The sequence below is a fragment of the Arcanobacterium ihumii genome, assembly GCF_900604515.1.
Classification (GTDB): domain Bacteria; phylum Actinomycetota; class Actinomycetes; order Actinomycetales; family Actinomycetaceae; genus Arcanobacterium_A; species Arcanobacterium_A ihumii.
The window spans coordinates 462490-484413 of sequence record NZ_UWOS01000002.1 but is presented as its reverse complement, the minus strand read 5'-3'; the positions used below and the strand labels follow the sequence as shown (position 1 = coordinate 484413).

General features: G+C 49.0%; 18 protein-coding genes. 12 read left to right on the top strand and 6 right to left on the bottom strand.

Translation table 11 applies throughout. The annotated features are described in order from the left end of the window. Positions 1-122 precede the first annotated feature (122 nt). From EIH22_RS07215 to EIH22_RS08940, 5 genes are all read left to right on the top strand, one after another. The gene (locus tag EIH22_RS07215; RefSeq protein WP_160149046.1) at positions 123-1679 is read left to right on the top strand and encodes a GTPase; all 1557 of its coding nucleotides are present in this window, start codon (positions 123-125) and stop codon (positions 1677-1679) included. A 7-nt stretch (positions 1680-1686) separates the two neighbouring features. Continuing rightward, positions 1687-3171 (top strand): GTPase, encoded by a 1485-nt coding sequence (locus EIH22_RS07210; protein WP_235001812.1) that lies wholly within the window; start codon positions 1687-1689, stop codon positions 3169-3171. A gap of 129 nt (positions 3172-3300) precedes the next feature. Then, positions 3301-3846 carry a single-stranded DNA-binding protein gene (locus EIH22_RS07205; RefSeq protein ID WP_124055111.1) on the top strand — a complete coding sequence of 182 codons (546 nt, stop codon included), beginning with the start codon at positions 3301-3303 and terminating at the stop codon, positions 3844-3846. A gap of 189 nt (positions 3847-4035) precedes the next feature. Next, a complete protein-coding gene (ettA, locus tag EIH22_RS07200; protein WP_124055110.1) occupies positions 4036-5718 on the top strand; it encodes an energy-dependent translational throttle protein EttA in 1683 nt (560 codons plus the stop codon). Positions 5719-5731: 13 nt separating this feature from the next. After that, positions 5732-5893, top strand: a complete 162-nt coding sequence (locus tag EIH22_RS08940; protein ID WP_160149045.1) for a hypothetical protein — start codon at positions 5732-5734, stop codon at positions 5891-5893. 124 nt (positions 5894-6017) lie between these two features. On the opposite strand, the gene EIH22_RS07195 is transcribed toward EIH22_RS08940, so the two are convergent. Beyond that, positions 6018-6914: an acyl-CoA thioesterase gene (locus EIH22_RS07195; protein WP_235001811.1), complete on the bottom strand. Its 897-nt coding sequence runs from the start codon at positions 6912-6914 to the stop codon at positions 6018-6020. Positions 6915-7175: 261 nt separating this feature from the next. Between EIH22_RS07195 and malQ the strand changes: the two genes are divergently transcribed. Together malQ and EIH22_RS09160 are read left to right on the top strand one after the other, a co-directional pair. Next, positions 7176-9317, top strand: coding sequence for a 4-alpha-glucanotransferase (gene malQ, locus EIH22_RS07190; protein ID WP_124055108.1), 2142 nt, complete (start codon positions 7176-7178; stop codon positions 9315-9317). Positions 9318-9328: 11 nt separating this feature from the next. Then, complete coding sequence (locus EIH22_RS09160) at positions 9329-9610, top strand: PTS transporter subunit EIIB (protein ID WP_407640831.1); 282 nt, start codon at positions 9329-9331, stop codon at positions 9608-9610. Positions 9611-9795: 185 nt separating this feature from the next. Here the strand turns inward: EIH22_RS09160 and pepN are convergent, their stop codons facing one another. After that, on the bottom strand, positions 9796-12354 hold the full coding sequence (pepN, locus tag EIH22_RS07180; RefSeq protein WP_124055107.1) for an aminopeptidase N: 2559 nt from the start codon (positions 12352-12354) through the stop codon (positions 9796-9798). A 142-nt stretch (positions 12355-12496) separates the two neighbouring features. On the opposite strand from pepN, the gene EIH22_RS07175 reads away from it, so the two are divergent. Then, positions 12497-13096: a mycothiol-dependent nitroreductase Rv2466c family protein gene (locus EIH22_RS07175; protein WP_124055106.1), complete on the top strand. Its 600-nt coding sequence runs from the start codon at positions 12497-12499 to the stop codon at positions 13094-13096. Between the two features lie 115 nt (positions 13097-13211). On the opposite strand, the gene EIH22_RS07170 is transcribed toward EIH22_RS07175, so the two are convergent. After that, positions 13212-15215: a M13 family metallopeptidase gene (locus tag EIH22_RS07170; protein WP_124055105.1), complete on the bottom strand. Its 2004-nt coding sequence runs from the start codon at positions 15213-15215 to the stop codon at positions 13212-13214. A 63-nt stretch (positions 15216-15278) separates the two neighbouring features. Here EIH22_RS07170 and EIH22_RS07165 point away from each other — a divergent pair, with 63 nt between their 5' ends. After that, a complete protein-coding gene (locus EIH22_RS07165; RefSeq protein ID WP_124055104.1) occupies positions 15279-15728 on the top strand; it encodes a ribose-5-phosphate isomerase in 450 nt (149 codons plus the stop codon). A 110-nt stretch (positions 15729-15838) separates the two neighbouring features. Here the strand turns inward: EIH22_RS07165 and epsC are convergent, their stop codons facing one another. The 3 genes from epsC to EIH22_RS07150 form a co-directional block, all read right to left on the bottom strand. Continuing rightward, on the bottom strand, positions 15839-16414 hold the full coding sequence (gene epsC, locus EIH22_RS07160) for a serine O-acetyltransferase EpsC (protein WP_124055103.1): 576 nt from the start codon (positions 16412-16414) through the stop codon (positions 15839-15841). Positions 16415-16423: 9 nt separating this feature from the next. Then, entirely contained in the window at positions 16424-17356 is a 933-nt protein-coding gene (gene cysK / locus EIH22_RS07155; protein ID WP_124055102.1) for a cysteine synthase A, read from the bottom strand. Positions 17357-17733: 377 nt separating this feature from the next. Further along, positions 17734-18390: a YigZ family protein gene (locus EIH22_RS07150; protein ID WP_124055101.1), complete on the bottom strand. Its 657-nt coding sequence runs from the start codon at positions 18388-18390 to the stop codon at positions 17734-17736. Positions 18391-18606: 216 nt separating this feature from the next. Here EIH22_RS07150 and rpmF point away from each other — a divergent pair, with 216 nt between their 5' ends. The 3 genes from rpmF to putP all read left to right on the top strand — a co-directional run bounded on the left by rpmF (position 18607) and on the right by putP (position 21814). Beyond that, the gene (rpmF, locus tag EIH22_RS07145) at positions 18607-18768 is read left to right on the top strand and encodes a 50S ribosomal protein L32 (RefSeq protein ID WP_124055100.1); all 162 of its coding nucleotides are present in this window, start codon (positions 18607-18609) and stop codon (positions 18766-18768) included. A 123-nt stretch (positions 18769-18891) separates the two neighbouring features. Then, positions 18892-20127 carry a carboxylate--amine ligase gene (locus EIH22_RS07140; RefSeq protein WP_124055099.1) on the top strand — a complete coding sequence of 412 codons (1236 nt, stop codon included), beginning with the start codon at positions 18892-18894 and terminating at the stop codon, positions 20125-20127. 127 nt (positions 20128-20254) lie between these two features. After that, positions 20255-21814, top strand: coding sequence for a sodium/proline symporter PutP (gene putP / locus EIH22_RS07135; protein ID WP_124055098.1), 1560 nt, complete (start codon positions 20255-20257; stop codon positions 21812-21814). Positions 21815-21924: the final 110 nt, after the last annotated feature.

Genomic DNA, 21924 nt, shown 5'->3' with positions numbered 1-21924 from the left:
CAGGAAAACCGCTAACCAACAGGTTAGGGGAATGGTGTGAGCTTGTGCGGATCTTCATGGATTTATGTGGGTTTCCATAGCGAATGAAAACATATTTTCGAAAAATGCGTAAGAATAGAGGGGTGAATACCTCAGTGAATAATCGTGCTGAACTTGCAAACCTTGTGCGTAGGACGCTTGATGTCTTGCGCAAAACTGACTTGCCGTTGGATTTGCCGGGAACTCACGAAATTAAAGCTGCGCAGCAAAAATTGATCACCCAACTTGAAGCTCGCATCTTGCCTCACCTAGAGGTTACAAACCTGCCTGCGATTATTGTGTTGGGAGGGTCCTCAGGCGCAGGTAAATCTACCTTGGTCAACTCGCTAGTTGGTGAGGAAGTAACCGAGGCATCAGTGCTGAGGCCCACTACTCGTACTCCGGTTGCCGTGTTGCATCCGTCAGACCTTTCCTCGATGAGCTCCCATGTCTTGAAAACTTTTAGTTCTTATGTAGTTAGTGAGTATGCACTTCCTGGCATTGTAATTGTTGATGCGCCGGATCTCGATTCAGTTGAGGATACCAACCGTGAGCTATCGAATCGTCTCCTTGATTCCGCCGACCTTTGGTTATTCGTTACGACGGCGGCGCGCTACGGAGATGCCTTAGCTTGGACTGTTCTTGACCTCGCCCAGAGTCGTGGTCTGACTTGCGGTGTGGTACTGAACAGAGTCTCTGAACGGGCGTTGAAACCAGTGCGTGCTGATCTCACTCGACGGATGTATTCAGTTGGTTTAGCCAATAACCCACTCTTCATCGTGCCGGATCAAGGGCCGATGAATGGTTTACTTCCGGACGTAACTGTTACGGAAATCCGCGCATGGCTCAAAGCGATTGCTCAATCACGGATGGGAAATACGTTGGTTGATCGAACCACTGCTGCCACTCTGCCGATTCTGCGCTCAGATCTTCTCAACCTTGCCGATGCGGTTGAACTCCAAGAAAATGCGATTGTGGATCTTAAAGACAAAGCTTATGAAGGTGCGCAGGCTCCAATCGAAAAGCTGGCAACTAATATTTCGGCCGGAAGATTTGGGCAAGGTGCCCCGACTACTGCCTGGCTGTCTTTGGCCTCCACAGGTGGTCCCTTAGCATCGTTAGTTTCCGGTAAAAAGCCAAATCTATTCCAAAAACGTACCGAAGGGCGCGATAATGCCGCCACCTTGCTTTTTGACTCGGTTCTAACCTCAGCGCAAGTTGCACTTACGCAAGGGCTCGTTGCCTCAGAAAACGAAATAAGCGATACATGGAAAAGTGATATCGTCGATACCGAACAGTTTTTAGAACAAGCTAGGACCAGCGTCGATAGGGAAGCGATTGTTCAGGGTGCACTTTCTGAATGGAAACAAGAATTATCAAGGCTAGGGAAAACTGTTCCTGAAAATCCGTGGTTTGGGCATGCCGGAAACGCTGCACTTATTGGCTCCGCCGCAGGGGGAATTGCCGGCGCCATGAAAGCGGCCGCTGCGCTCGGAATGGAAAAGAGTGTCTGGGATGCTCGAGCTCACCTTGCGAAAGTGGTGAGAAACGCGATGGATTCTTTGGTTCAAGCATATTATGAGCCGCTAGCTAAACTTGATATCGGTGATAGCTTTATCCTGAGGTTACGAGCTAGCGAATTTTCAGACTATGCAAAGTGAGTCAACAATGAAGGAAATGGGCATGGGTGAAGCTGGTAGGTATTCAGTGTCTTCACATGTTGAGATTGATGACGCCTATGTTCGCCAGCGGGTGGAGGAATTGAACCAAGCCCTGCAATCGATGGAGCCGTTCATTAACACCGCCTTGGTTCAGCGCTCGCGGATAGACGTTGCCAAGGTCAGTGAACGCACGCGCTTTGGTGCTGGTAATACCGTCGTCGCACTGGTGGGTGGCACAGGTTCAGGTAAGTCAACGTTATTTAACGCCCTCACAGGGTTTGAATTTGCCGATGCCGGTGAGTTACGCCCGACTACGGAACGTGCCACGGCTTGCACGTGGGGAGATTCGGCTTCGGATCTCTTGGACTACCTTGAGGTTGATGAACACCGCAGAATCAACCATTCATCGATTTTGGTTGATGACTCCGATCTTCAGGGACTCGTGCTCTTAGATCTTCCCGATCATGATTCAATCCAGGTGGCGCATTCAGTGCTGGTCAGCCGTCTGATTCCAATGATTGACGTATTAGTGTGGGTATTAGATCCACAAAAGTATGCAGATCAAGTTCTCCATCAGCAGTACTTGGAAAATCTGCGTCAACGTAGTGAATCCATGATTGTTGTGCTAAACCATATTGACACAGTCCCACCCGAACACGTCGATGAGTTAATTGCGGATTTGGCGAATCTTATGGCAAAGGATGGTTTGGGCCAAGTTCCTATTTTCCCCATTTCTGCTCTTCACAAGATCGGTCTGACGCCGGTTTACACCGTCCTTAAGTCGGCTGTTCAGGCAAGCGCCACAACCGCCCGAACGGCAGTAGCCGAACTCGAAGCAATTGCATCGCGTCTTTCCCAGCATTTAGCCTTGCGAGAACCTGATTTCAGCGGAGAAAAGTTCAATGAAATGACGGACCAGGTTATGAGGGCATCGGGTGTGCCCGCGGTTGTCACTTCGATTAACGACGCCGGTGGGAAACTATCGAAAACTGCGCTTACTATGCCTGATCAACCGTCAAACACGATGGTCGTAGCGATCAGAGATGCTTGGCTGAACTATCTCCGTGAAACGATGCCTGATGATTGGAAGAACCCGGTAGTTGAAAATGTTTCTTCTGCTGATCGAATTAGGCGAGTGATTGGAACGGCGCTGAAGTCCACACCTCTTCCTCGGATCTCGCGTACGCCGCTTTGGTTGGGGTTAGTTCTAGCTTTGTTGATATTCGCAGGGGGAGTAACACTTGCCGTGCTCGGTATTCCAGCAGCGAGCGTTGCTAGCAGAGCCGGTATTGCCGCCGTGGCATTTGTTTTAGCTCTGGCTTTGTTCTTTGGAATCAGCCTTCATCACAAGAAGTCTGTGCGTCGCCTCGCACATGAATATGACGACGACGTTCGTGCGGCTCTTCAAACAACCTTGCGTGAGCACTTGGTTCAGGGGCCAAATGAAGTTGTGCAGAAGCATCGACGTGCTCGGGAGCTACTCCGAAGCTAAAGAATATGAAGTGATTGTCCACATCCACGCAAACGGAGCACTGTTTCCACAGTTTGTTTTTGGTGTGTACGGAACCATTTGCATTCAGATAACACTAAGACATGTCAAGCAACTATCAAAGGAGACGACATGTCTAATGAAACAACGATTTCGGTTCGGGGATGGGCTGGAAACGAACCAGTTGTCTATTCGAATTCCGATGCTACGCATGACGAACGCGCTAAAATCTCTACCGCCGTCGTCAACGTAGGGGTGACTCCGCGGGTGTTTAACAAGAAGACCGGGCAATTTGAGGACGGAAACACCATGTGGTACTCCGTACGTTGCTATGGAGCCCTAGCGCGTCATGTATCGATGTGTGTTCACAAAGGTACTCCGCTTTTAGTTCGTGGGCGCTTAGTGACCCGAACTTATGTAGATAAAGAAAACGTTTCTCGCATCTCCCATATTATCATGGCGGATTCGGTAGGGATTGATCTCAACAATGGAATCGCATCCTACGCAAAGATCTCTCAAAGCCAACTTCTGCCGGTTCCGGGTGAACCTAATCATTGGGAAGTGGGACGCGACTCCATACTTCCTGAGGGAGAAAATGAATCCGAACTCGAAGATGAAAATCCTGAGGAAGAAAACGTAGATTCTCTAGATCCCACAGGTGCTTTGATGGGGGTCTAGTATAAACCGATAAACGGTATTTCGCCGCGAAACGTGATTCGGATGCGCATAGGGTTGAAGCTCATTGGACTAAGCTAACGCGGATGTGAGCCTTTGTTCGATGAGCTTTGATTCGTAGCGTATTTTCGTTAGGCTTGAACACGGAAAATTCTGCAATTCGCAGTGCATATCAAGAGATGATGAGGAAACGTGGCTGAATATATTTACTCCATGGTTCGAGCTCGTAAAACCGTAGGGGACAAGGTCATTTTGAACGATGTGACCATGGCATTCTTGCCTGGTGCAAAGATCGGTATGGTCGGTCCTAACGGTGCTGGTAAGTCGACGATTTTGAAGATCATGGCTGGTTTGGACGAAGCTTCTAATGGTGAGGCTCGACTTTCACCAGGATACTCAGTTGGCATTTTGCTCCAAGAACCACCGTTGAATGAATCCAAAACGGTTTTGGAAAACGTCCAAGAAGCTGCTGGTGATATGTTTGCCAAGGTTGAGCGTTTCAACCAAATCGGACTTGAAATGGCTGAGCCAGACGCTGATTTTGATGCCCTTATGGAAGAAATGGGTAAGTTACAAACTGAGATCGATGCAGCTAATGCATGGGACTTGGATGCTCAGCTTGCTCAAGCTATGGACGCGCTTCGTTGCCCACCACCTGATACACCGGTCAAAGTCCTTTCCGGTGGTGAACGTCGCCGCGTAGCGCTTTGTAAATTGCTACTTGAAGCACCGGATCTTCTTCTTCTTGACGAGCCTACCAACCACTTGGATGCCGAATCAGTTGAATGGCTCGAACAGCATTTGGCAAAGTATCCGGGTGCCGTTATCGCGGTTACCCACGACCGTTACTTCCTAGATCATGTTGCAGAGTGGATTGCGGAAGTAGACCGCGGTCAGCTTTACCCATACGAGGGCAACTACTCAACTTACTTGGAGAAGAAGCAGGATCGCTTGCAGGTTCAAGGTAAGAAAGATGCCAAGCTGCAAAAGCGTCTCAAGGAAGAACTTGAGTGGGTTCGTAGCTCCGCAAAGGGCCGGCAAGCAAAGTCGAAGGCTCGTCTGGCTCGCTATGAGGAAATGGCTGCAGAGGCTGAGCGTACGCGCAAGCTCGATTTTGAAGAGATTCAGATTCCACCAGGACCACGTCTTGGGAATGTTGTGATCGAAGCTAAAGACCTTCTCAAAGGCTTCGGTGATCGTACTCTGATAAAGGACTTATCATTCTCCTTGCCGCGTAACGGCATTGTGGGAATTATCGGTCCGAACGGCGTTGGAAAAACGACTCTGTTCAAGACGATTGTTGGTTTAGAGCCGCTTGACGGTGGCGACCTCAAGATCGGTGAAACCGTAAAGATTTCCTACGTTGATCAGAACCGTGCTGGTATTGATCCGAACAAGAACCTATGGGAAGTCGTTTCCGACGGGCTTGACTTTATCAAGGTTGGGAACGTAGAGATGCCATCTCGCGCATATGTTTCCGCTTTTGGATTTAAAGGTGCTGATCAGCAAAAACCTGCTGGGGTACTCTCAGGTGGAGAACGCAACCGATTGAATCTTGCACTTACCCTTAAGCAGGGTGGAAACCTGATCCTGCTTGACGAACCAACCAACGACCTTGACGTTGAAACTCTGGGATCGCTGGAAAACGCGCTTCTTGAATTTCCTGGATGCGCCGTCGTCATTACCCATGATCGCTGGTTCCTTGACCGTGTTGCCACGCATATCCTTGCGTGGGAAGGCACTGAAGAAGAGCCTTATAACTGGTACTGGTTCGAAGGAAACTTTGAATCATATGAGAAGAACAAGATTGAGCGTCTTGGAGCAGATGCTGCACGTCCAAGTGCGATGGCTTACCGCAAGCTCACTCGCGACTAAGGAATCCGCATCCATGGCTAATCTCTATTTGTTCACGTCAATTCTCCTTATCGGAGCGGGAATCATCATTACAGTTGCGGTTGTTGTGGCAATCGTTCATATGATTCGCAATCGGCACTCCGAGTATGTTCAAGACTTAGAGGCTCCGATCCGAATATATCTTGACAATGAATAGGGGCTAACTCTGGTTTGACTCAAAGGTGGGGTGCAATCGCAATGATCGCACCCCACTTCCTTTTGGTTCGATATTTCTATTTCATGGTGATGGGATCTCCTGCAAAAACGAATACGAACTAGTACTATTGCAGGTGGCGAGCGCGAACCATTCCTTCTTGAGCCATGGTTGCAATGTGTTCACCGTTTTGGAAGAACTTTGCGATTGAAAGGCCACGACCACCTTGCGCGGAGGGAGACTTCAATTCTGTGAGGATCCAATCAGACATATTTACGTTACGATGCCACCAAATAGTGTGATCAAGTGTTGCGAGTGAGAGATCCGGATTTAACCACGACATATTGTGCATTCGCAAAATTGGTTCGAGCATAAACTGGTCGGTGGCATAGGCAAGGATTGCGCGATGCAACAACTGATTTGACTCTTCGGGCATCGGGTTGCGCAACTTGAACCAAATCAGTGTGGAATCAGATGCTTCTTTTTGTGGTTTTGCCCAGATAGCTCCGTGAACATGCCGCATATCGATGGCATTTGTAGAGCTCATGAAACGGGCAATCGGAAGATCGAGGGAAGCAAAGAAATCAACCGAGGATTCTAATTCATCAGGATTAGGAGCACTGGGTACTGCGGATTGATGTGATACGCCAGGCTGGTCTTCTTGGAAGGACGCCCGCGCACTTAAGATCGTCTGTCCGAACTGAGAAGCGTAAATTCTGCGCGTTGAAAACGATCGGCCATCGAGTACATCTTCGACGTCAAATACGATCGGTTCATCGAGTACCCCTGGGCGCAGAAAAGCTGCGGTAATCGAATGGATGTTCCGGTTAGGGTGCCCAGCATCGGCTAAGCTCGTGCCTGCTGCGATCACAGCTTGGGCGAAAACTTGCCCGCCATAGACCCTGCCGGAGAACTGCGGAAGATTTGTTCCCTCGAAAGAGTCGTTTTCTTTCACATGCATTCGTAGCGTGCTAAGGATAGACGCTAGTGGTTCATCATTCGTCGTTGGTACCGAAATTTTCATCTTCATCTCCTGCTTGGCAATGCACACCTAACTTTACAGATTTCTTAAAGAGCAATGAAAATATTCCGATATTGGTGAACGAAGCTGACGCATCGATACTCGAAATGCGAAATTTAGAAAAATCATTGAGAAATTTGCGTTTCCAACTAGGTTTATGCCAGATGATTGAGTAGAGTGAACTGCAGTTGTTGCAAAATTTTTCATAGTCTTGCAAAGCTTTCTTTAATCGAAAACCTTACCCATGCAGCGAGGAAGCTTTTGATGGTTACTTACGTTCAAGATCGCGAATTATTGGTTCAACTCGCCCAGGCCTACGGTATCTCCACTGAATTCTGGGGATACGATGGTAACTTACGTCAAGTTGAAGACCATACCCTCGTTGCTGTGCTTGAATCGATGGGACTCCACATAGATTCGGAAGAAGCGATCGCGACACAATTGCAGCGTCGTCTTCATCAAGAATGGTATTCTGTCCTTCCTAAGTGCCCAGTTGTGCGAAATAATTGTGCAACGCCGATCCATGTTCATGTACCGCACGGTGCGCGAGTTCGTTTGGAACTGTTGTTGGAAGACGGCGGTCGGTTAGCGCTCAACCAAGGCGATGATTACACTGAGCCGCGCATGATCGATGGAGTCCTCACTGGTCAAGCAACTTTTTATATCGGCGAAGGCACGCAACTTGGATATCACAAGCTTCGCGCTGTAGTGGAAACCCAAGCGGGTGAATCCGAAGAATATGAAGAAACGCTGGTCGTAGCTCCACACCGACTCCCAGATGGTAAGAGAGCTTGGGGGCGATCATGGGGAATGATGGCTCAGTTGTACTCGGTGCGTTCGCGTAATTCGTGGGGAATTGGTGATCTGGACGATCTGGCTGAAATGGGCTCAATATTCGGTAACCTAGGCGCTGATTTTCTTTTGATTAATCCACTTCATGCGGCCGAAGTCGTGGGGGCTATGTCCCCTTCGCCGTATCTTCCAGTTACTAGACGTTTTTTCAATCCAATCTATATCCGTCCAGAAAACATCCGCGAAGTAGCTTATATGACGGCGCCTCAGCGTTCACTAGTGCTCTGGGCAGGTGAAGACGTAAAGAAAGCTTCGCTGGAAAACACTTTAATCGATCGCGATCGATCTTGGGAATCCAAGCGTGAGGCACTTGAAGTGATTTTTCAAGTGGAACGTTCGGAAGGCCGTCAACGAGCCTTTGATCGTTTCCGTGAGATCGAGGGAGAAGGCCTTGAAGATTTCGCACTCTGGTGCGCTATCAATGAAGCATATGATGGAAAGATCCCTTCTCATTTGCGGGATATCCAATCTCCGTTCGTTGCACAGGAGCGTTTGCGTCTAGCTGATCGAATAGATTTTTGGGCGTGGTTGCAGTGGATTATGGACGAACAGCTACGCGATGCTCAGCGTATTGCCAAGGCTGCGGGGATGGAATACGGTATCTGCCATGATCTTGCCGTTGGCGTTCATCCGATGGGTGCCGATACGTGGACGATTCCGCATGCCTTTGCTCCGAATATGGGGGTGGGTGCACCACCAGATATGTACAACCAGATTGGACAGAACTGGCACCAGCCACCTTGGAAGCCAAATGAACTGGAAGACCTCGATTACGCACCTTTGCGAGACATGGTTAGGACCGTTTTGCGCCATGCTGGGGCTTTGCGTATTGATCATGTGATGGGTCTATTCCGGTTGTGGTGGATTCCTACTGGATGTATGCCAGTGGAAGGAACATACGTCCGGTTTAACCACGAAGCAATGGTGGGAATTCTCTTGCTTGAAGCCTATCGTTCGGGCGCTGTGATCATTGGCGAAGATTTGGGAACAGTTGAACCTTGGGTACGCGACTACCTGGGCGAGCGTGGTATCTTGGGGACCTCGGTGTTCTGGTTTGAGAAAGACGATGATGGGCACCCCAAGCACGGGCGCGATTTCCGACGCAATGTGTTGGTCACAGTCGATACGCATGATCTACCTCCAGCCGCAGGGTACTTGGCTGAAGAACATGTTGATCTGCGTGCTCGCCTTGGTTTGCTTGAAGACTCAGAGGAAAAAACCAGGCAAAATGCGCGCCATGAACGCGCACTTGTGTTCGAGCGACTACGCGAGTACGGCTTTATGAAGGAAGATGCTTCTGAGCGCGAGATTATCGAAGCCTTGCACGCTTATATTACGACGACGCCGTCCGACTTACTCGGAATTTCACTTACCGACGCCGTTGGCGAGCGGCGTAGCCAAAATCAACCTGGCACTGACCAAGAGTATCCAAACTGGAAGATTCCACTTGCTGACGGCACTGAAAAGGTTGTGCTTGTGGAAGACCTTTCCACCAATCCAAGGTTGATATCCTTGATCCAGACTTTCAAAAACAATCTAGAAAACCGGGAATAGGTGGCTTATTTGTGATTCAAGGAGCTGAAACAACAGAACATATCACTCGAGATAAAATTATAAATTTGTGTGGTGGATCCGAGAACATTATCAAAGTTGATGGAGCCATCTCAAGAATTGAACTCACGGTAAACGATACTAGTGCAGTAGACGTATCTCGGTTGAGAGCTGAAGGAATTCTCAGCGTAGTCATTCAACGTGGCCGAGTTCAACTAATTATTGGAGCCCAAGCGCAGTCGTTACTAAACGATTTGGCTCTTGAACTTAACACTGAGCCGATGGACGAATACTAGTCCTGTTACTAGTCCTGTGACGACCGAAGGATCTTCGTGGTTTGATCGTTCGTCACTTCGACTCACAACAATGGGTACGTTTATGGGCTTGTCTCACGATCTATCTGTATCGTGAGACAAGCCCATAAACTAAGTTCTTTCACTGCTCAACGTCAAAGAAGAATTAAGCGATGAAAGGCTTTTACTTAAGCTTTAGCTCCTTGAGCATCACATTCTTGAGCAGCAATTGCACGTCGCGCTCCGTCAAGAGCTTCCGAAACTAGTCGGAGCATGGCAGGTGCCGCATTGCTATGATTAGAAATCCACTCTTTGCCATAAGTAACGATGTCGATGCCAAGGTCGGTTCGTCCAGCCAGCTTAGTGGGGAATGAATAGGAAATCATATTTGAGGCAATTTCCTTCGTGCGCTCGGCCCACTGCTGTTCCACAGTTGCGAAATACTTTTCGACGAATGGAACGAGAAGCGCGGCATCTCCACCAGAGAAGCCTAAAGCCAACCCACGCTGAACTGAGTTTGGAACTTCACCACCGGTCAGATCTCGCCATGCGCGTTCTTTAGCCGCCGAATTGGCAATCGATGCACGTGCTCGCGCTGCTGCTACCGCGCCCGATGCGGTGTTGTCGCGTTCTAAGCGTTCGGCTTCGACATCATCTTCAGTAACGCGACCAGCGATAGCTAGACGCTGAATAACAGACCAGCGCATTGCATTGTCCATGACTAATCCATCTGGGACTGCGATGCCGTCGAGCCAGCCTGCGATAAAATCGAGTTGCTCATCAGTATAAGCGAGGGTAACCGCAGAAGTCGCGATCTGGAGTTGGCGATCTGAACCGGGCTCGGTCGTCTGGGCAATTTTAGCTAGATGATTTCCGACTTCAAGCTGCAAGCTTTCGCGATTGGTTGGCGCCGAATACAGATTCGTTGCCGTTGTAAGCTGGTTAAGGATCGTGCGTAAAACGGTTCCGTGATCTTCGGTTTCAACTGCTTTCAAAATAAGGTGAGCGAAATCTGTTGCCGGCATTTCGCCATCGCGGCACATATCCCAAGCAGAGAACAGAACGAGGGTGCGGGCAAGACGATCGGTAAACGAGTTAATATTCTCAACTGCATTTGCCAAGGAAACCTCATCTAATCGAACCTTAGCGTAAGCGAGGTCGCCATCGTTGATCAGGATCAGATCGGGCCGCTTGATTCCTTCGAATTCTTTTACTCCGGTTAGCTCACCAGCAATATCGAGTTCAGTGTGAGCAACCCGCTCATACTTTCCATCGACCAAGCTGTATCCGCCTATGCCAATTCGATGATGGCGTAGCGAAGACCTTCCGTCAGATTCCTGACGGATAGAAAGCGAGGTTATTATACCGGCTTCTTCCTCAATTTCAGGTTTGAGGATATTGATTCCAGATTCTTCGAGCCAAAGCTTTGACCATTCTTTAAGATCGCGCCCCGACGCCGCCTCGAGCTCAACTAAGAGGTCATTGAGCGTTGCATTTCCCCAAGCTTTCTTTGCCAGGTACTTTTGAACACCGGTGATAAAGCCTTTCCAGCCAACGTATGCAACGAGTTGCTGGAATACTGAAGCGCCTTTTCCGTAGGTGATTCCATCAAAGTTGACCATTACGTCTTCAAGATCGCGGATATCTGCGGCAATTGGGTGGGTGGAAGGAAGCTGATCTTGAGCTTGTGCCCAAGACTTCTCCGAAGAGTTAAACGTTACCCAAGCATCAGTCCAGCGAGTTGTTTCAGCGGTAGCAACATGACTCATATACTCAGCAAAGGATTCGTTAAGCCACAGGTCATCCCACCATTTCATGGTGACTAGATCGCCGAACCACATGTGAGCAAGCTCGTGTAGAACTGTGATCGCTCGGCGTTCAATGATGGCCTCCGAAGGGCGTGAACGGAAGATATAATCGTCAAGGATGGTGACGCAGCCGGGGTGTTCCATTGCTCCGGCGTTATACTCGGGCACAAAGATCTGATCGTATTTGCGGAATGGATATGGCTGATCGAAGGCTTTCTCAAAGAACGGCATTCCTGCCTTGGTAATTTCGATGATTTCTTCACCATCAAGGTACTCATGCAACGACTCACGCACGTAAACACCCATTGGGATGGTGCGGCCATCAACCGAAGTATAGCTTCCCTCAACTCCTTGATAAGGACCGGCAACGATGCAGGTGAGGTAGGAAGAAATTGTTTCAGTGGGAGTAAACTCCCAGCGCGCGATACCATCGCCCAGTAACTCTGGTTCCGGCGTTGGGGATACAGAGAACACGTTCCAGTGATCTGGCGTGGTTACCACGAAGGTGAAGTTTGCCTTGAGGTCAGGCTGTTCAAAAACGGCGTACATACGTCGTGAATCCGGCACTTCGAACTGAGAGTATAGATATGCCTGGCCGTCAGCGGGATCGATCGCACGATGTAATCCTTCACCGGTATGGGAGTACTCACAAACCGCTTCAACAACCAATTCGTTTTCGTCGGCAAGCTCTGAAAGTACAATGCGAGAACCTTGGTAGTTTTCAACGGAAACCTCTCTCCCATTGAGGGAAATCTTTTCCACAGATTTAGCGATGAGATCAACAAACGTTGATGCCCCCTCTTTAGCGGAGAACTTAATTGTTGATCGGGAAGTGAATGTTTCTGTTCCGGTTAGATCAAGCTCTACTCGATAAGAATGCGTGGTTACCAGTGCAGCGCGTTCAGCGGCTTCGACCCTGGATAAGTTTTCTCCTGGCACGTGTTTCCTCTCTTCAAGGGGGATTATTCTTCTTAAGCCTACGCTTAAAGTTGGCGCCTAGCGAAGTTTAAGCTCGGTAAATACTAAATATGAAATACTGAAACTACTGATCAAAGTTTTAGAATTTATTTGGGAGGCACAGATGGCACAGAAAGTGGAATTTTGGTTCGACCCATCCTGCCCGTGGACGTGGATAACGTCTAGATGGCTGGTAGAGGTTTCGCAACTGCGTGATTTTGACATCGTTTGGAATCCATTTAGACTCTGGCATCTCAACGAAGATAAAGATATTCCTCAGGAATATCGCACCCACCTTGAAGAAGCAATGATCGGAGCCCAAGTTGCCTCCGGTGTATTCGCGTTGTTCCCGCAAAAACTCGGGGAATTCTATAGCGAGCTTGGGAAACTCCATTTTGATGAGGGGATGCCAAAGGATGCAGCTACCTGTGCAGCGGCGCTAGCGGCTGTGGAGCTCGATACCTCAATCCTTGACCAGGCAGCTACCGGTGAATTTGACGGGCTTGGAAACGAATCGACGAAACGTGGTTTAGCGCTGGTAGGGGAAGACGTCGGAGTACCGATCATCGCTGTTGGTGACGTTGCCTTCTTTGGTCCGGTCCTTTCTCCCGCACCTCATGGCGACGACGCTATCAAGCTATGGGACGGCACTCTTGCGCTTGCTCAGATACCAGGTTTCTTTGAGCTGAAACGAACTCGAGATACTGACCCGATTTTTAGCTGAAACGTATCTAAGGCACATTGTGGGTGGTATGAAATCGATAATTAGATCGAATCCATACCACCCGCAATATGTTGAACACGAGTTTTGATCACGTGAAAAGGTAGTATCCGTTAGCTCACCAAATACGCACTCGTTCTTCTGGAGCTAGGTAAAGATCGTCTCCTTCACAAACATTAAATTCTTCGGCAAAAGCATCAACGTTCTTAACAACGCCATTGCATCGGAATTCAGCAGGGGAGTGTGGATCCGTTGCTACACGCTGGATCATTAACTCATCGCGACGCTTTTCTTGCCAGATTCGAGCAAAGGATAGAAGCACTCGTTGTACGCCGTTAAAACTTTCAATTTCTGGAACATCTAACGAAGACGCAAAACCTTCACGCTTCATGGCAATGTTGTATGCCTTCAGCGCGATAGTTAGTCCACCAAGATCCCCGATATTTTCGCCAAGCGTAAGCGCACCTTGAACGTGGTGTGGAGAATCAGCGTTAAACTGGGCAGGAACATAGGATTCGTATTGGTCAACAAGAGCTTTTGTTCTCTTTTCGAACTCTTGGCGATCGGTTTCGGTCCACCAGTTATTGAGCTTTCCTTCGCCGTCGTACTTCGAACCCTGATCGTCGAATCCGTGACCAATTTCGTGACCGATTACGGCACCAATGCCTCCGTAGTTCCATGCGGCATCGGCGTCGGGATCAAAGAAAGGTGGCTGTAAAATAGCCGCCGGGAATACGATCTCGTTCGCTACCGGATTGTAGTAGGCATTGACCGTCTGAGGGTACATATGCCATTCATTGCGGTCAACCTCGGTGCCGAGCTTCTTGATTTCTTTATTAAGCTCGAAGCGTGCGGAATGGCGAACGTTGCCAACTAGATCTTCCGGATCGATGACTAATTCGCTGTAATCTTTCCAGGTCTCTGGATACCCGATCTTCGTTACGAAGGTCGATAATTTCTCAAGAGCTTTTTTCTTCGTCTCCTCAGTCATCCAATCGAGGTCCGTGATCGATTCGCGATAAGCCTCCAGAAGATCAGCAACGAGCTGCTCCATCTTGGCCTTGTAAGCGGGAGGGAAGTGGCGTGCAACGTATTCCTTTCCCACTGCTTCGCCAAGAACTCCGTCAACTAGGCCGACGCCGCGCTTCCATCGGTCGCGCATCTCCTCTTGACCGTTGAGAGTGCGTCCATAGAAGTTGAAATTCGCCTGCACAATCGGGCTGGACAAATATGGGGCACGTGCACGAATTACCAGCCAACGTAAATATTCACGCAACTCTTCTAGATCGGCGTCTTCCCACACCTGAGCAAAACCTGTCAGTGCACGAGGGGTATAAACAAGAAGTTCAGACGCGTTTTCTTGGGTGATACCCAATACTTGGAGAGCCGGAATCCAATCGAATCCAGGAGCTGAAGTAACGAAGTCCTCGAAGGCCATGATGTTATTCGTCTTCTCAGCATCGCGTGATTCAACTACTGAGAAGTGCGAGGATGCAATCTTGGTTTCGAAAGCAATGATCTTCGCAGCAGCGTCGTGTGCGTGCTCTGATTCATGGGACATTGCAAGGGAATAAAGCGTAGGAACGAAGGTTTTATATGCCTCAAATATCTGTGCGTATTCAGGGGCGCGGTAAAACGCTTCGTCAGGCATACCAATTCCAGATTGGAAAATCCAGGTGATGTACTCGCGTGGATTATTACGGTTTGCCTCAACTGTGATGCTAAATGGCATATCTACGCCGGTGGCGCCTAGCTGTGCGAGTGCTAGGGCCAGCTGTGCCTTATCTTTCGCTTCATCGATAACCGCGAGATCTTCTGCGAGTGGCCCAGCGCCGAGGCCCTCAATGCGGTCCGCATCCATGAAAGAGGTGAAGAGGTCACCAATTTTCTGAGCCTCGTCATTGCTTCCGCCATTTTCAGAGAGTTCATGGATAATTTCTTGAACATGTTTTTCTGAAGCGTTTCGTAAATCAATAAAGGAACCTGCTGATGCTTGATCTGCAGGGATTTCTGTCTTGGAAATCCACGTTCCGTTTACGTAACGGAATAGGTCATCTTGTGGGCGAACTGATGTGTCAAAATGCGACACAACTTCTTGTGTAGTGCGATCTAATTGAGTCATACAGATAATTGTATCTTTTCAGATTATTCGAATCTTCATCCATTTCTTAGTTATGCTGAGAGCATGCGAGTACATATAGCAACAGACCACGCTGGTTTCGAATTAAAAAATCATCTTGTTGAGCACTTGACCAATCTTGGTTTCGAGGTGGTGGACCACGGCTACCGAGTTTATGACAAACTCGACGCATATCCGCCGGTGTGCTTCGAGTGTGCACAGGCAGTCGTTGAAGACGCCGGTTCGCTTGGAATCGTCATCGGAGGTTCAGGTAACGGTGAGCAGATTGCGGCGAACAAGGTTCCAGGCATACGTGCGGCATTGGCATGGAATGAATCCACTGCTGAGCTTGCTCGTGAGCACAACAACGCTAACGTCATTTCCATTGGTGCTCGTCAGCACACGATTGACGAGGCAACGCATCTAGTTGAGATCTTCCTTAACACGGGCTATGACGTAGAGTCACGCCACCAATCGCGTATCGACATGATTGCAGACTTCGAATCACAGCGATAGTAACTTAAACAAATACCAGTGCATAAATGCATGGGTGGGTGTGAACGAGGTTTTCCTTTGTTCATACCCACCCATTAACAATTAACGAGATGATTTCAGTTTTTGACAGCTTAGATATAGATCGCTGGGTCGATGTTAATATCCATGCCCGCAGCATTTCGATTCTTAGCTGGAATACCTACAGCAACCATTCCGTCTGGCACATCTTTAACGACTACTGCATTCGCGCCGATTTGCACGTCATCTCCGACGACGATCGGTCCCAAAACCTTCGCACCCGAACCGATCGTAACTCGGTTGCCAATCGTTGGGTGACGCTTCCCTTTTTTCATCGAGGTACCTCCAAGAGTGGTGCCATGAAAAATTGTAACGTCTTCGCCGACTTCCGCGGTTTCACCGATGACGACTCCCATCCCATGGTCGATAAAGAGTCTTCGACCAAGCTGAGCTCCTGGATGAATCTCGATTCCCGTCACAGATCGCACTATTTGCGAAAGAAGGCGTGCTGGGAGCTTGAGGAGAATGCTTTTCGTCCACATGATATGGGATAAACGATACGCCCAAAGAGCGTGAACTCCTGGGTAAACTAGCGCAACTTCGAAGGTGCTCCGTGCCGCTGGGTCATGATTAACAGCGGCTTGAAGATCTTCTTTCAGTTGCTCCGTAAAGCTAATTCTGTTGTGCATGATCCGAGTTTACTCAGCCAATCCCTCGAATAACGCAGTGGAGACGTAGCGCTCACCAAAATCTGGAAGCACGGTAACGATTGTCTTGTTCGTGAATTCAGGTCGTTTAGCGATTTCCATCGCTGCCCACAATGCGGCACCTCCTGAAAGACCAGCAAGGATTCCTTCTTTGTGCGCTACTTGACGAGCGGTATTCAATGCGTCGTCGAACTCGACTGCAATTACTTCGTCATATATGTTCGTGTCCAATACCTCAGGAACGAAGTTTGCTCCGATTCCTTGAATCTTATGCGAACCAGCTTTTCCTTCAGATAGTAGTGGGGAGTCGGAGGGCTCAACCGCAACGATCTTGATATCGGGGTTTTGCGACCGCAAGTATCGTCCAACGCCGGTCAGTGTTCCACCGGTGCCAATTCCTGCTACAAATACATCGATGTTTCCCTCGGTGTCATTCCAGATTTCTGGACCGGTGGAATTTTCGTGGATTTGTGGATTAGCTTCATTGGCGAACTGTGAGGCCAAAACCGAACCAGGATTCTCAGCAACGATTTCTTTTGCGCGATCTACAGCTCCTTGCATCCCCTGAGACGGTTCAGTCAAGACGAGTTCGGCACCAAATCCGCGGAGGAGGGCTCGACGCTCTTTAGACATCGATGCAGGCATCGTTAACACAACTTTGTAGCCACGAGCAGCGCCTACCCACGCTAGTGCAATACCGGTATTTCCTGAAGTTGCTTCAACAATCATCCCGCCAGGTTTAAGCGCTCCGGCTTTCTCTGCGGCGTCAACGATGGCAACCCCGATACGGTCCTTAACTGAATTTGCCGGATTATAGAATTCAAGCTTCGCAAGAACCGTTCCCTGCTCTTTGGAAACGAGTTGATTGATCTTAACGAGTGGAGTCTTACCGGTGATTTCGGTGATGGAATTGTAAATAGTCATGACTTCTTTTCTTTCTTTGGAAAATAAATTGGCTCGAGAAGAATAAAGGGATTTCCCAGAACTAAAAACCGATGAGCGACAGGCATGCAGTAAGTGTGCACAACTAAAGCCTGGCGCTCTAGCGACAGGTACAAAGCGTAAAAGTGCGCAATGAAGGAGCAGTGCCGGTGTTCGTATTTGTGAACGTCACGAGCCTCTCCTAAATTCATTGAATTATTAACTTTAAAAATTTTCTCGCATTACCTTATTTTTCTCAAATAAAGATGGCGCTTTGAGCCAGATATTCTCGTTCAGTGAACGCGCTGAGTTGTGGCAGGGTTATAACGTCCACGGCTTTGGTGACTTCCTCGGATACTACGATTCCTCGCCGCCGGTACTCAGCGTGCCATACCTAGCTCCCCACAGATTTGTTCACGATTGATCGTGTTACGAAGTTCAAGCCTCACATTTCCAGCGGTAAGTTCCGCGAGATCGTTTTGGCATTGATCGATGTTAAGGACAGCCAGCGAGAGAATTGCGTTTCGAGCTTGGTATTCAACGCCAACGACATCATACCCGCGTACTCTTAGATCGGCTTCGATTTTCCCCGCGGTAGCATGGGGAAGTGCAACGTTTACTAACTGCAGTTCCGATCGGAGAGAAATTTCTGTGCCAAGTAGACATTCTCGCACCGAGTCACCGTACGCACGTACCAAACCTCCGGTGCCGAGTAACGTGCCCCCGAAGTAGCGTACGACGACGGCGACGACGTCGGTGAGTTCGAAGCCGGTGAGGATGTCGAGCATTGGGCGTCCAGCTGTTCCGGAGGGCTCGCCGTCGTCGGACGAATGAAGAATATCGTTGGCGCCAGGAACTGAAACAACGAATGCGCTACAGTGATGGCGAGCATCCGGGAACTGAGCTCTGATTTCGGTGATGAAGGAGCGTGCGTCGTCGACACTTTCTACACGTCGGGCACACGTAATAAAACGAGATTTCTTCACTTCGATCTCGTGAACTATTGGAGTAAAGTGAGCAAGGCGCAGAGCAGGCATGGAATTATTATCGCAGGTCCTGTAATAAAGTCGATATGTGGATGCTCCGCGCGGTGAAATGTGTGGTGTTCCTCAGCACAAATAGCACCTGTGAAGTAGATAATCACATGCAAACTGGGCTAAAGTAGACGTTTGTCTGCTCAAGTGTTAACACGCTGAGCCCTCAGGTCTCAAATGGGTTCGAATGAACCCCCAATTATGGAAGGAGCGGTTGGAATGGCAGTTCCAAAGCGCAAGATGTCTCGCAGCAACACCCGCTCTCGCCGCTCCCAGTGGAAGGCTGAGCTTACCGAGCTTCAGACCGTTCGCTTCGGTGGTCGCGAGGTGCGAATCCCACGCCGTTTGGCTAAGGCTGCACAGAAGGGTCTGCTCGACTGAGCTTTCTCTCCTAAACTTTTTCTGGCTCCGTCTATTGATGGGGCCAGATTTTTATTTTCGTGATCGTTTTCCTTACGCTGATAAACTAGACGTAATTCTAATTCTGGATTCAGGAGTGAGACTATGACTCAAATAACGCCAGTTCTCCTAGGCGGAGATATCGGTGTTTATGCAATTGCACGAGAGTTTTTCGAGGCATTTGGTACGACGTCGATCTGCTTAACGAGTAACCCGATCCCGGCGATCACTCAGTCTGCGATCTGTGAGGTTCGACCTCTTGCTAATACTCATGATCCACAAATGGTTAAACGTGCGTTTGTTGACCTTGAAAACGAGGTTAGCGACGGTGTTTTCGTGACGATGGCTAATTTCGATGCCACGGCGCATACTCTTGCGACCCTTGCTCCTGAACTCTCTGATCGTTGGGTGGTACCCTTCCCAGACCTCACCACGATGAACAGGGTGAGTGATAAACAAAAATTCTATGAAGACTGTGCGGAGTTAGGGATCGATATCCCTCGTACCCAAGTTGTTGACTTTGCCAATGCGGACAGTGATGAATGGCAGGTCCCGCAAACCTCGATTCCATTTCCTCTGGTGGCAAAGACCTCATCAAGCGCCGCTTACGCGGAGACGAAATTCGCTGGGAAGAAGAAGATCTACTTTATTGAGGATCAGGCAGAATTAGATCGGCTTTGGGGGGCATTGAAGCACGCTGGGTTTAGGTCGACTTTCCTATTACAAGAGCTGATTCCAGGTGGTAATACTGCAATGCGGTCAGTTACGGCTTATGTTGACTCAAATGGTGAAGTTACTATGCTCGCTTCAGCGCACGTGCTCTTGGAAGATCATCTTCCAACCATGATTGGAAATCCGGTTGCGATGATCACCCAGCCTTTTAATGATCTTTTCGAAAGCGCTCGTAAATACTTACAACATGTTGGCTATCGTGGATTCGCTAATTTTGATGTCAAGGTTGATCCTCGCACGGGTAGGGAAGTATTCTTCGAAGTTAATCCTCGAATAGGTAGAAACTCGTACTACGTTGCTGCGGGTGGTGTGAATCCGATGGAAATCATGGTTCGTGATCATGTGTTCGGTGAGTCGTTGCCGCTACGAGTAATGGATCGTGAAATTCTCTATTCGCTGGTTCCGTTCCGCCTTCTAACGAAGTATGTTCAAGAATCAGATCTATCGGAGCGGATCCACGTCTTAAAACGTGAGAAAAAAATCTTCGATCCACTTTTCAGCACATTTGAAAAGTCGGTACGCCGAAACATGATGGTTCGCTTGCAGAAACTCAATCATTTCCGCAAATTTGCGCAATATTATCCAAAGCCGACAGATACGTCTTACTAAGTAAAAAGGGATTTATTTTATCTCAATATTGAGATATTTTCCTGATTCGCTTGTGACTTAGGGCCTAAGCGTATATTCTTCCGAGAAATGGTACTTTTGTGGTGCCTCACTCGGAGAGGAGATTGCTTTGGATCAAACAACTGGTCAAGCAATTGCAATGATCATCTATTTTGTAGCGATGGTGATTATTGGAATATGGGCGTATACACGCACGAAAAACCTAGATGATTACATGCTCGGCGGACGTGACCTCAACCCGACCGTTGCTGCGCTCTCTGCAGGAGCATCAGATATGTCTGGTTGGCTTCTCATGGGCTTGCCAGGAGCTCTTTATGTCAGTGGGCTTGTTGAGGCTTGGATCGCAGTCGGCTTGACCGTTGGCGCATGGGTGAACTGGAAAGTTGTTGCTCCGCGTCTGCGCTCCTACACCCAAATCGCAGGAAACTCAATCACGGTTCCTTCCTTCCTGGGAAATCGCCTTCGGGACTCCAGTCGATCAGTTCGCATCGTTGCGGGTCTGATCATCTTCGTATTCTTCACGTTCTACGTTTCATCTGGCATGGTCGCTGGTGGCGTTTTCTTTGAATCGGCATTCCACATGGATTACCACCTTGGAATGACGATCGTGGCGGGTGTTGTTGTTCTCTACACACTGGTTGGCGGGTTCTTGGCAGTATCGTGGACCGACATGGTCCAGGGCCTCATGATGTTGGCTGCTCTAGTGGCTGTGCCGGTCGCAGGTGTTATTGCGCTTGGTGGATTTGGCAATGTTGCTGAAGGTATCGCCGCGGAAAATCCTCACTTCCTTTCTCCTTTCGGTGGGGCGACAGTTGTTGGCGTTATTTCAGCTCTAGCGTGGGGTTTAGGGTATTTTGGACAACCACACATCATCGTTCGATTCATGGCGTTGCGTAGTCCGGCCGAAGCTCAACAGGCTCGTCGCATTGGAATCGGCTGGATGCTTCTTTCCGTTATCGGGGCTGGCGGTACTGCAATGATTGGTATCGCTGCAGACAGTAGTGGATTATTCAAGGTTGGAAAAGACAAAGCTGAATCCGTCTTCATCATTGCTGGCCAGCACATGTTCCCTTCGATCATTGCAGGCTTCATGCTTGCTGCGATCTTGGCGGCAATCATGTCCACGATTTCTTCTCAGTTACTCGTAACATCGTCTGCAGTGGTCGAAGATATCTTCAACGCGAAAGGTAACCGTAAGCACGATGCGTCTTATGGTCTTACCATCAGCCGAATCACCGTTTTGGCAGTTTCGGTTTTGGCGGCACTGTTTGCATGGTTCAAGACTGACTCGATCCTTAACCTGGTTGCATTTGCTTGGGCGGGCTTCGGAGCGGCCTTCGGACCGATCGTTCTCCTGGCACTTTACTGGCGTAAGCTCACGTGGCAAGGCGCGCTAGCGGGAATGCTCACTGGTGCGGTAACGGTAGGAGTATGGGGAACCTTCAAACTCTTCGGTCTCTACGAAATCGTCCCAGGCTTCATTTTTGCAATGCTGATTGCTTATCTCGTATCGAACTTAACGTACAAATTTGATCCTGAAATCGATGCCGAATTTACCGCTGCTGTTAGGCTTTCGCGCGCATCCGGCGAGGAAATCGATGCCGAATATGGGCTTGGTGCTGAATATGATGCAATCAAGTTGAATCCAGATGGTCAGATTGCCCGCTAAATTTCTGCTAACGTAAAGCCAAATTCCCCGTTTTGTCCGCAAGGGTAGGGCGGGGAATTTGGTGCGCTGTGGATTTATTTCAATTTGTAACAACGAAGCTATATTCAAAA

What these genes read in the sequence shown, in the direction of transcription:
- EIH22_RS07210 (WP_235001812.1), top strand. Translation starts at nt 1,687, where the DNA reads ATGAAGGAAATGGGCATGGGTGAAGCTGGTAGGTATTCAGTGTCTTCA.
- EIH22_RS07205 (WP_124055111.1), top strand. Translation starts at nt 3,301, where the DNA reads ATGTCTAATGAAACAACGATTTCGGTTCGGGGATGGGCTGGAAACGAA.
- EIH22_RS08940 (WP_160149045.1), top strand. Translation starts at nt 5,732, where the DNA reads ATGGCTAATCTCTATTTGTTCACGTCAATTCTCCTTATCGGAGCGGGA.
- EIH22_RS07195 (WP_235001811.1), bottom strand. Translation starts at nt 6,914, where the DNA reads ATGAAAATTTCGGTACCAACGACGAATGATGAACCACTAGCGTCTATC.
- malQ (WP_124055108.1), top strand. Translation starts at nt 7,176, where the DNA reads ATGGTTACTTACGTTCAAGATCGCGAATTATTGGTTCAACTCGCCCAG.
- EIH22_RS07175 (WP_124055106.1), top strand. Translation starts at nt 12,497, where the DNA reads ATGGCACAGAAAGTGGAATTTTGGTTCGACCCATCCTGCCCGTGGACG.
- EIH22_RS07170 (WP_124055105.1), bottom strand. Translation starts at nt 15,215, where the DNA reads ATGACTCAATTAGATCGCACTACACAAGAAGTTGTGTCGCATTTTGAC.
- EIH22_RS07165 (WP_124055104.1), top strand. Translation starts at nt 15,279, where the DNA reads ATGCGAGTACATATAGCAACAGACCACGCTGGTTTCGAATTAAAAAAT.
- epsC (WP_124055103.1), bottom strand. Translation starts at nt 16,414, where the DNA reads ATGCACAACAGAATTAGCTTTACGGAGCAACTGAAAGAAGATCTTCAA.
- cysK (WP_124055102.1), bottom strand. Translation starts at nt 17,356, where the DNA reads ATGACTATTTACAATTCCATCACCGAAATCACCGGTAAGACTCCACTC.
- EIH22_RS07150 (WP_124055101.1), bottom strand. Translation starts at nt 18,390, where the DNA reads ATGCCTGCTCTGCGCCTTGCTCACTTTACTCCAATAGTTCACGAGATC.
- rpmF (WP_124055100.1), top strand. Translation starts at nt 18,607, where the DNA reads ATGGCAGTTCCAAAGCGCAAGATGTCTCGCAGCAACACCCGCTCTCGC.
- EIH22_RS07140 (WP_124055099.1), top strand. Translation starts at nt 18,892, where the DNA reads ATGACTCAAATAACGCCAGTTCTCCTAGGCGGAGATATCGGTGTTTAT.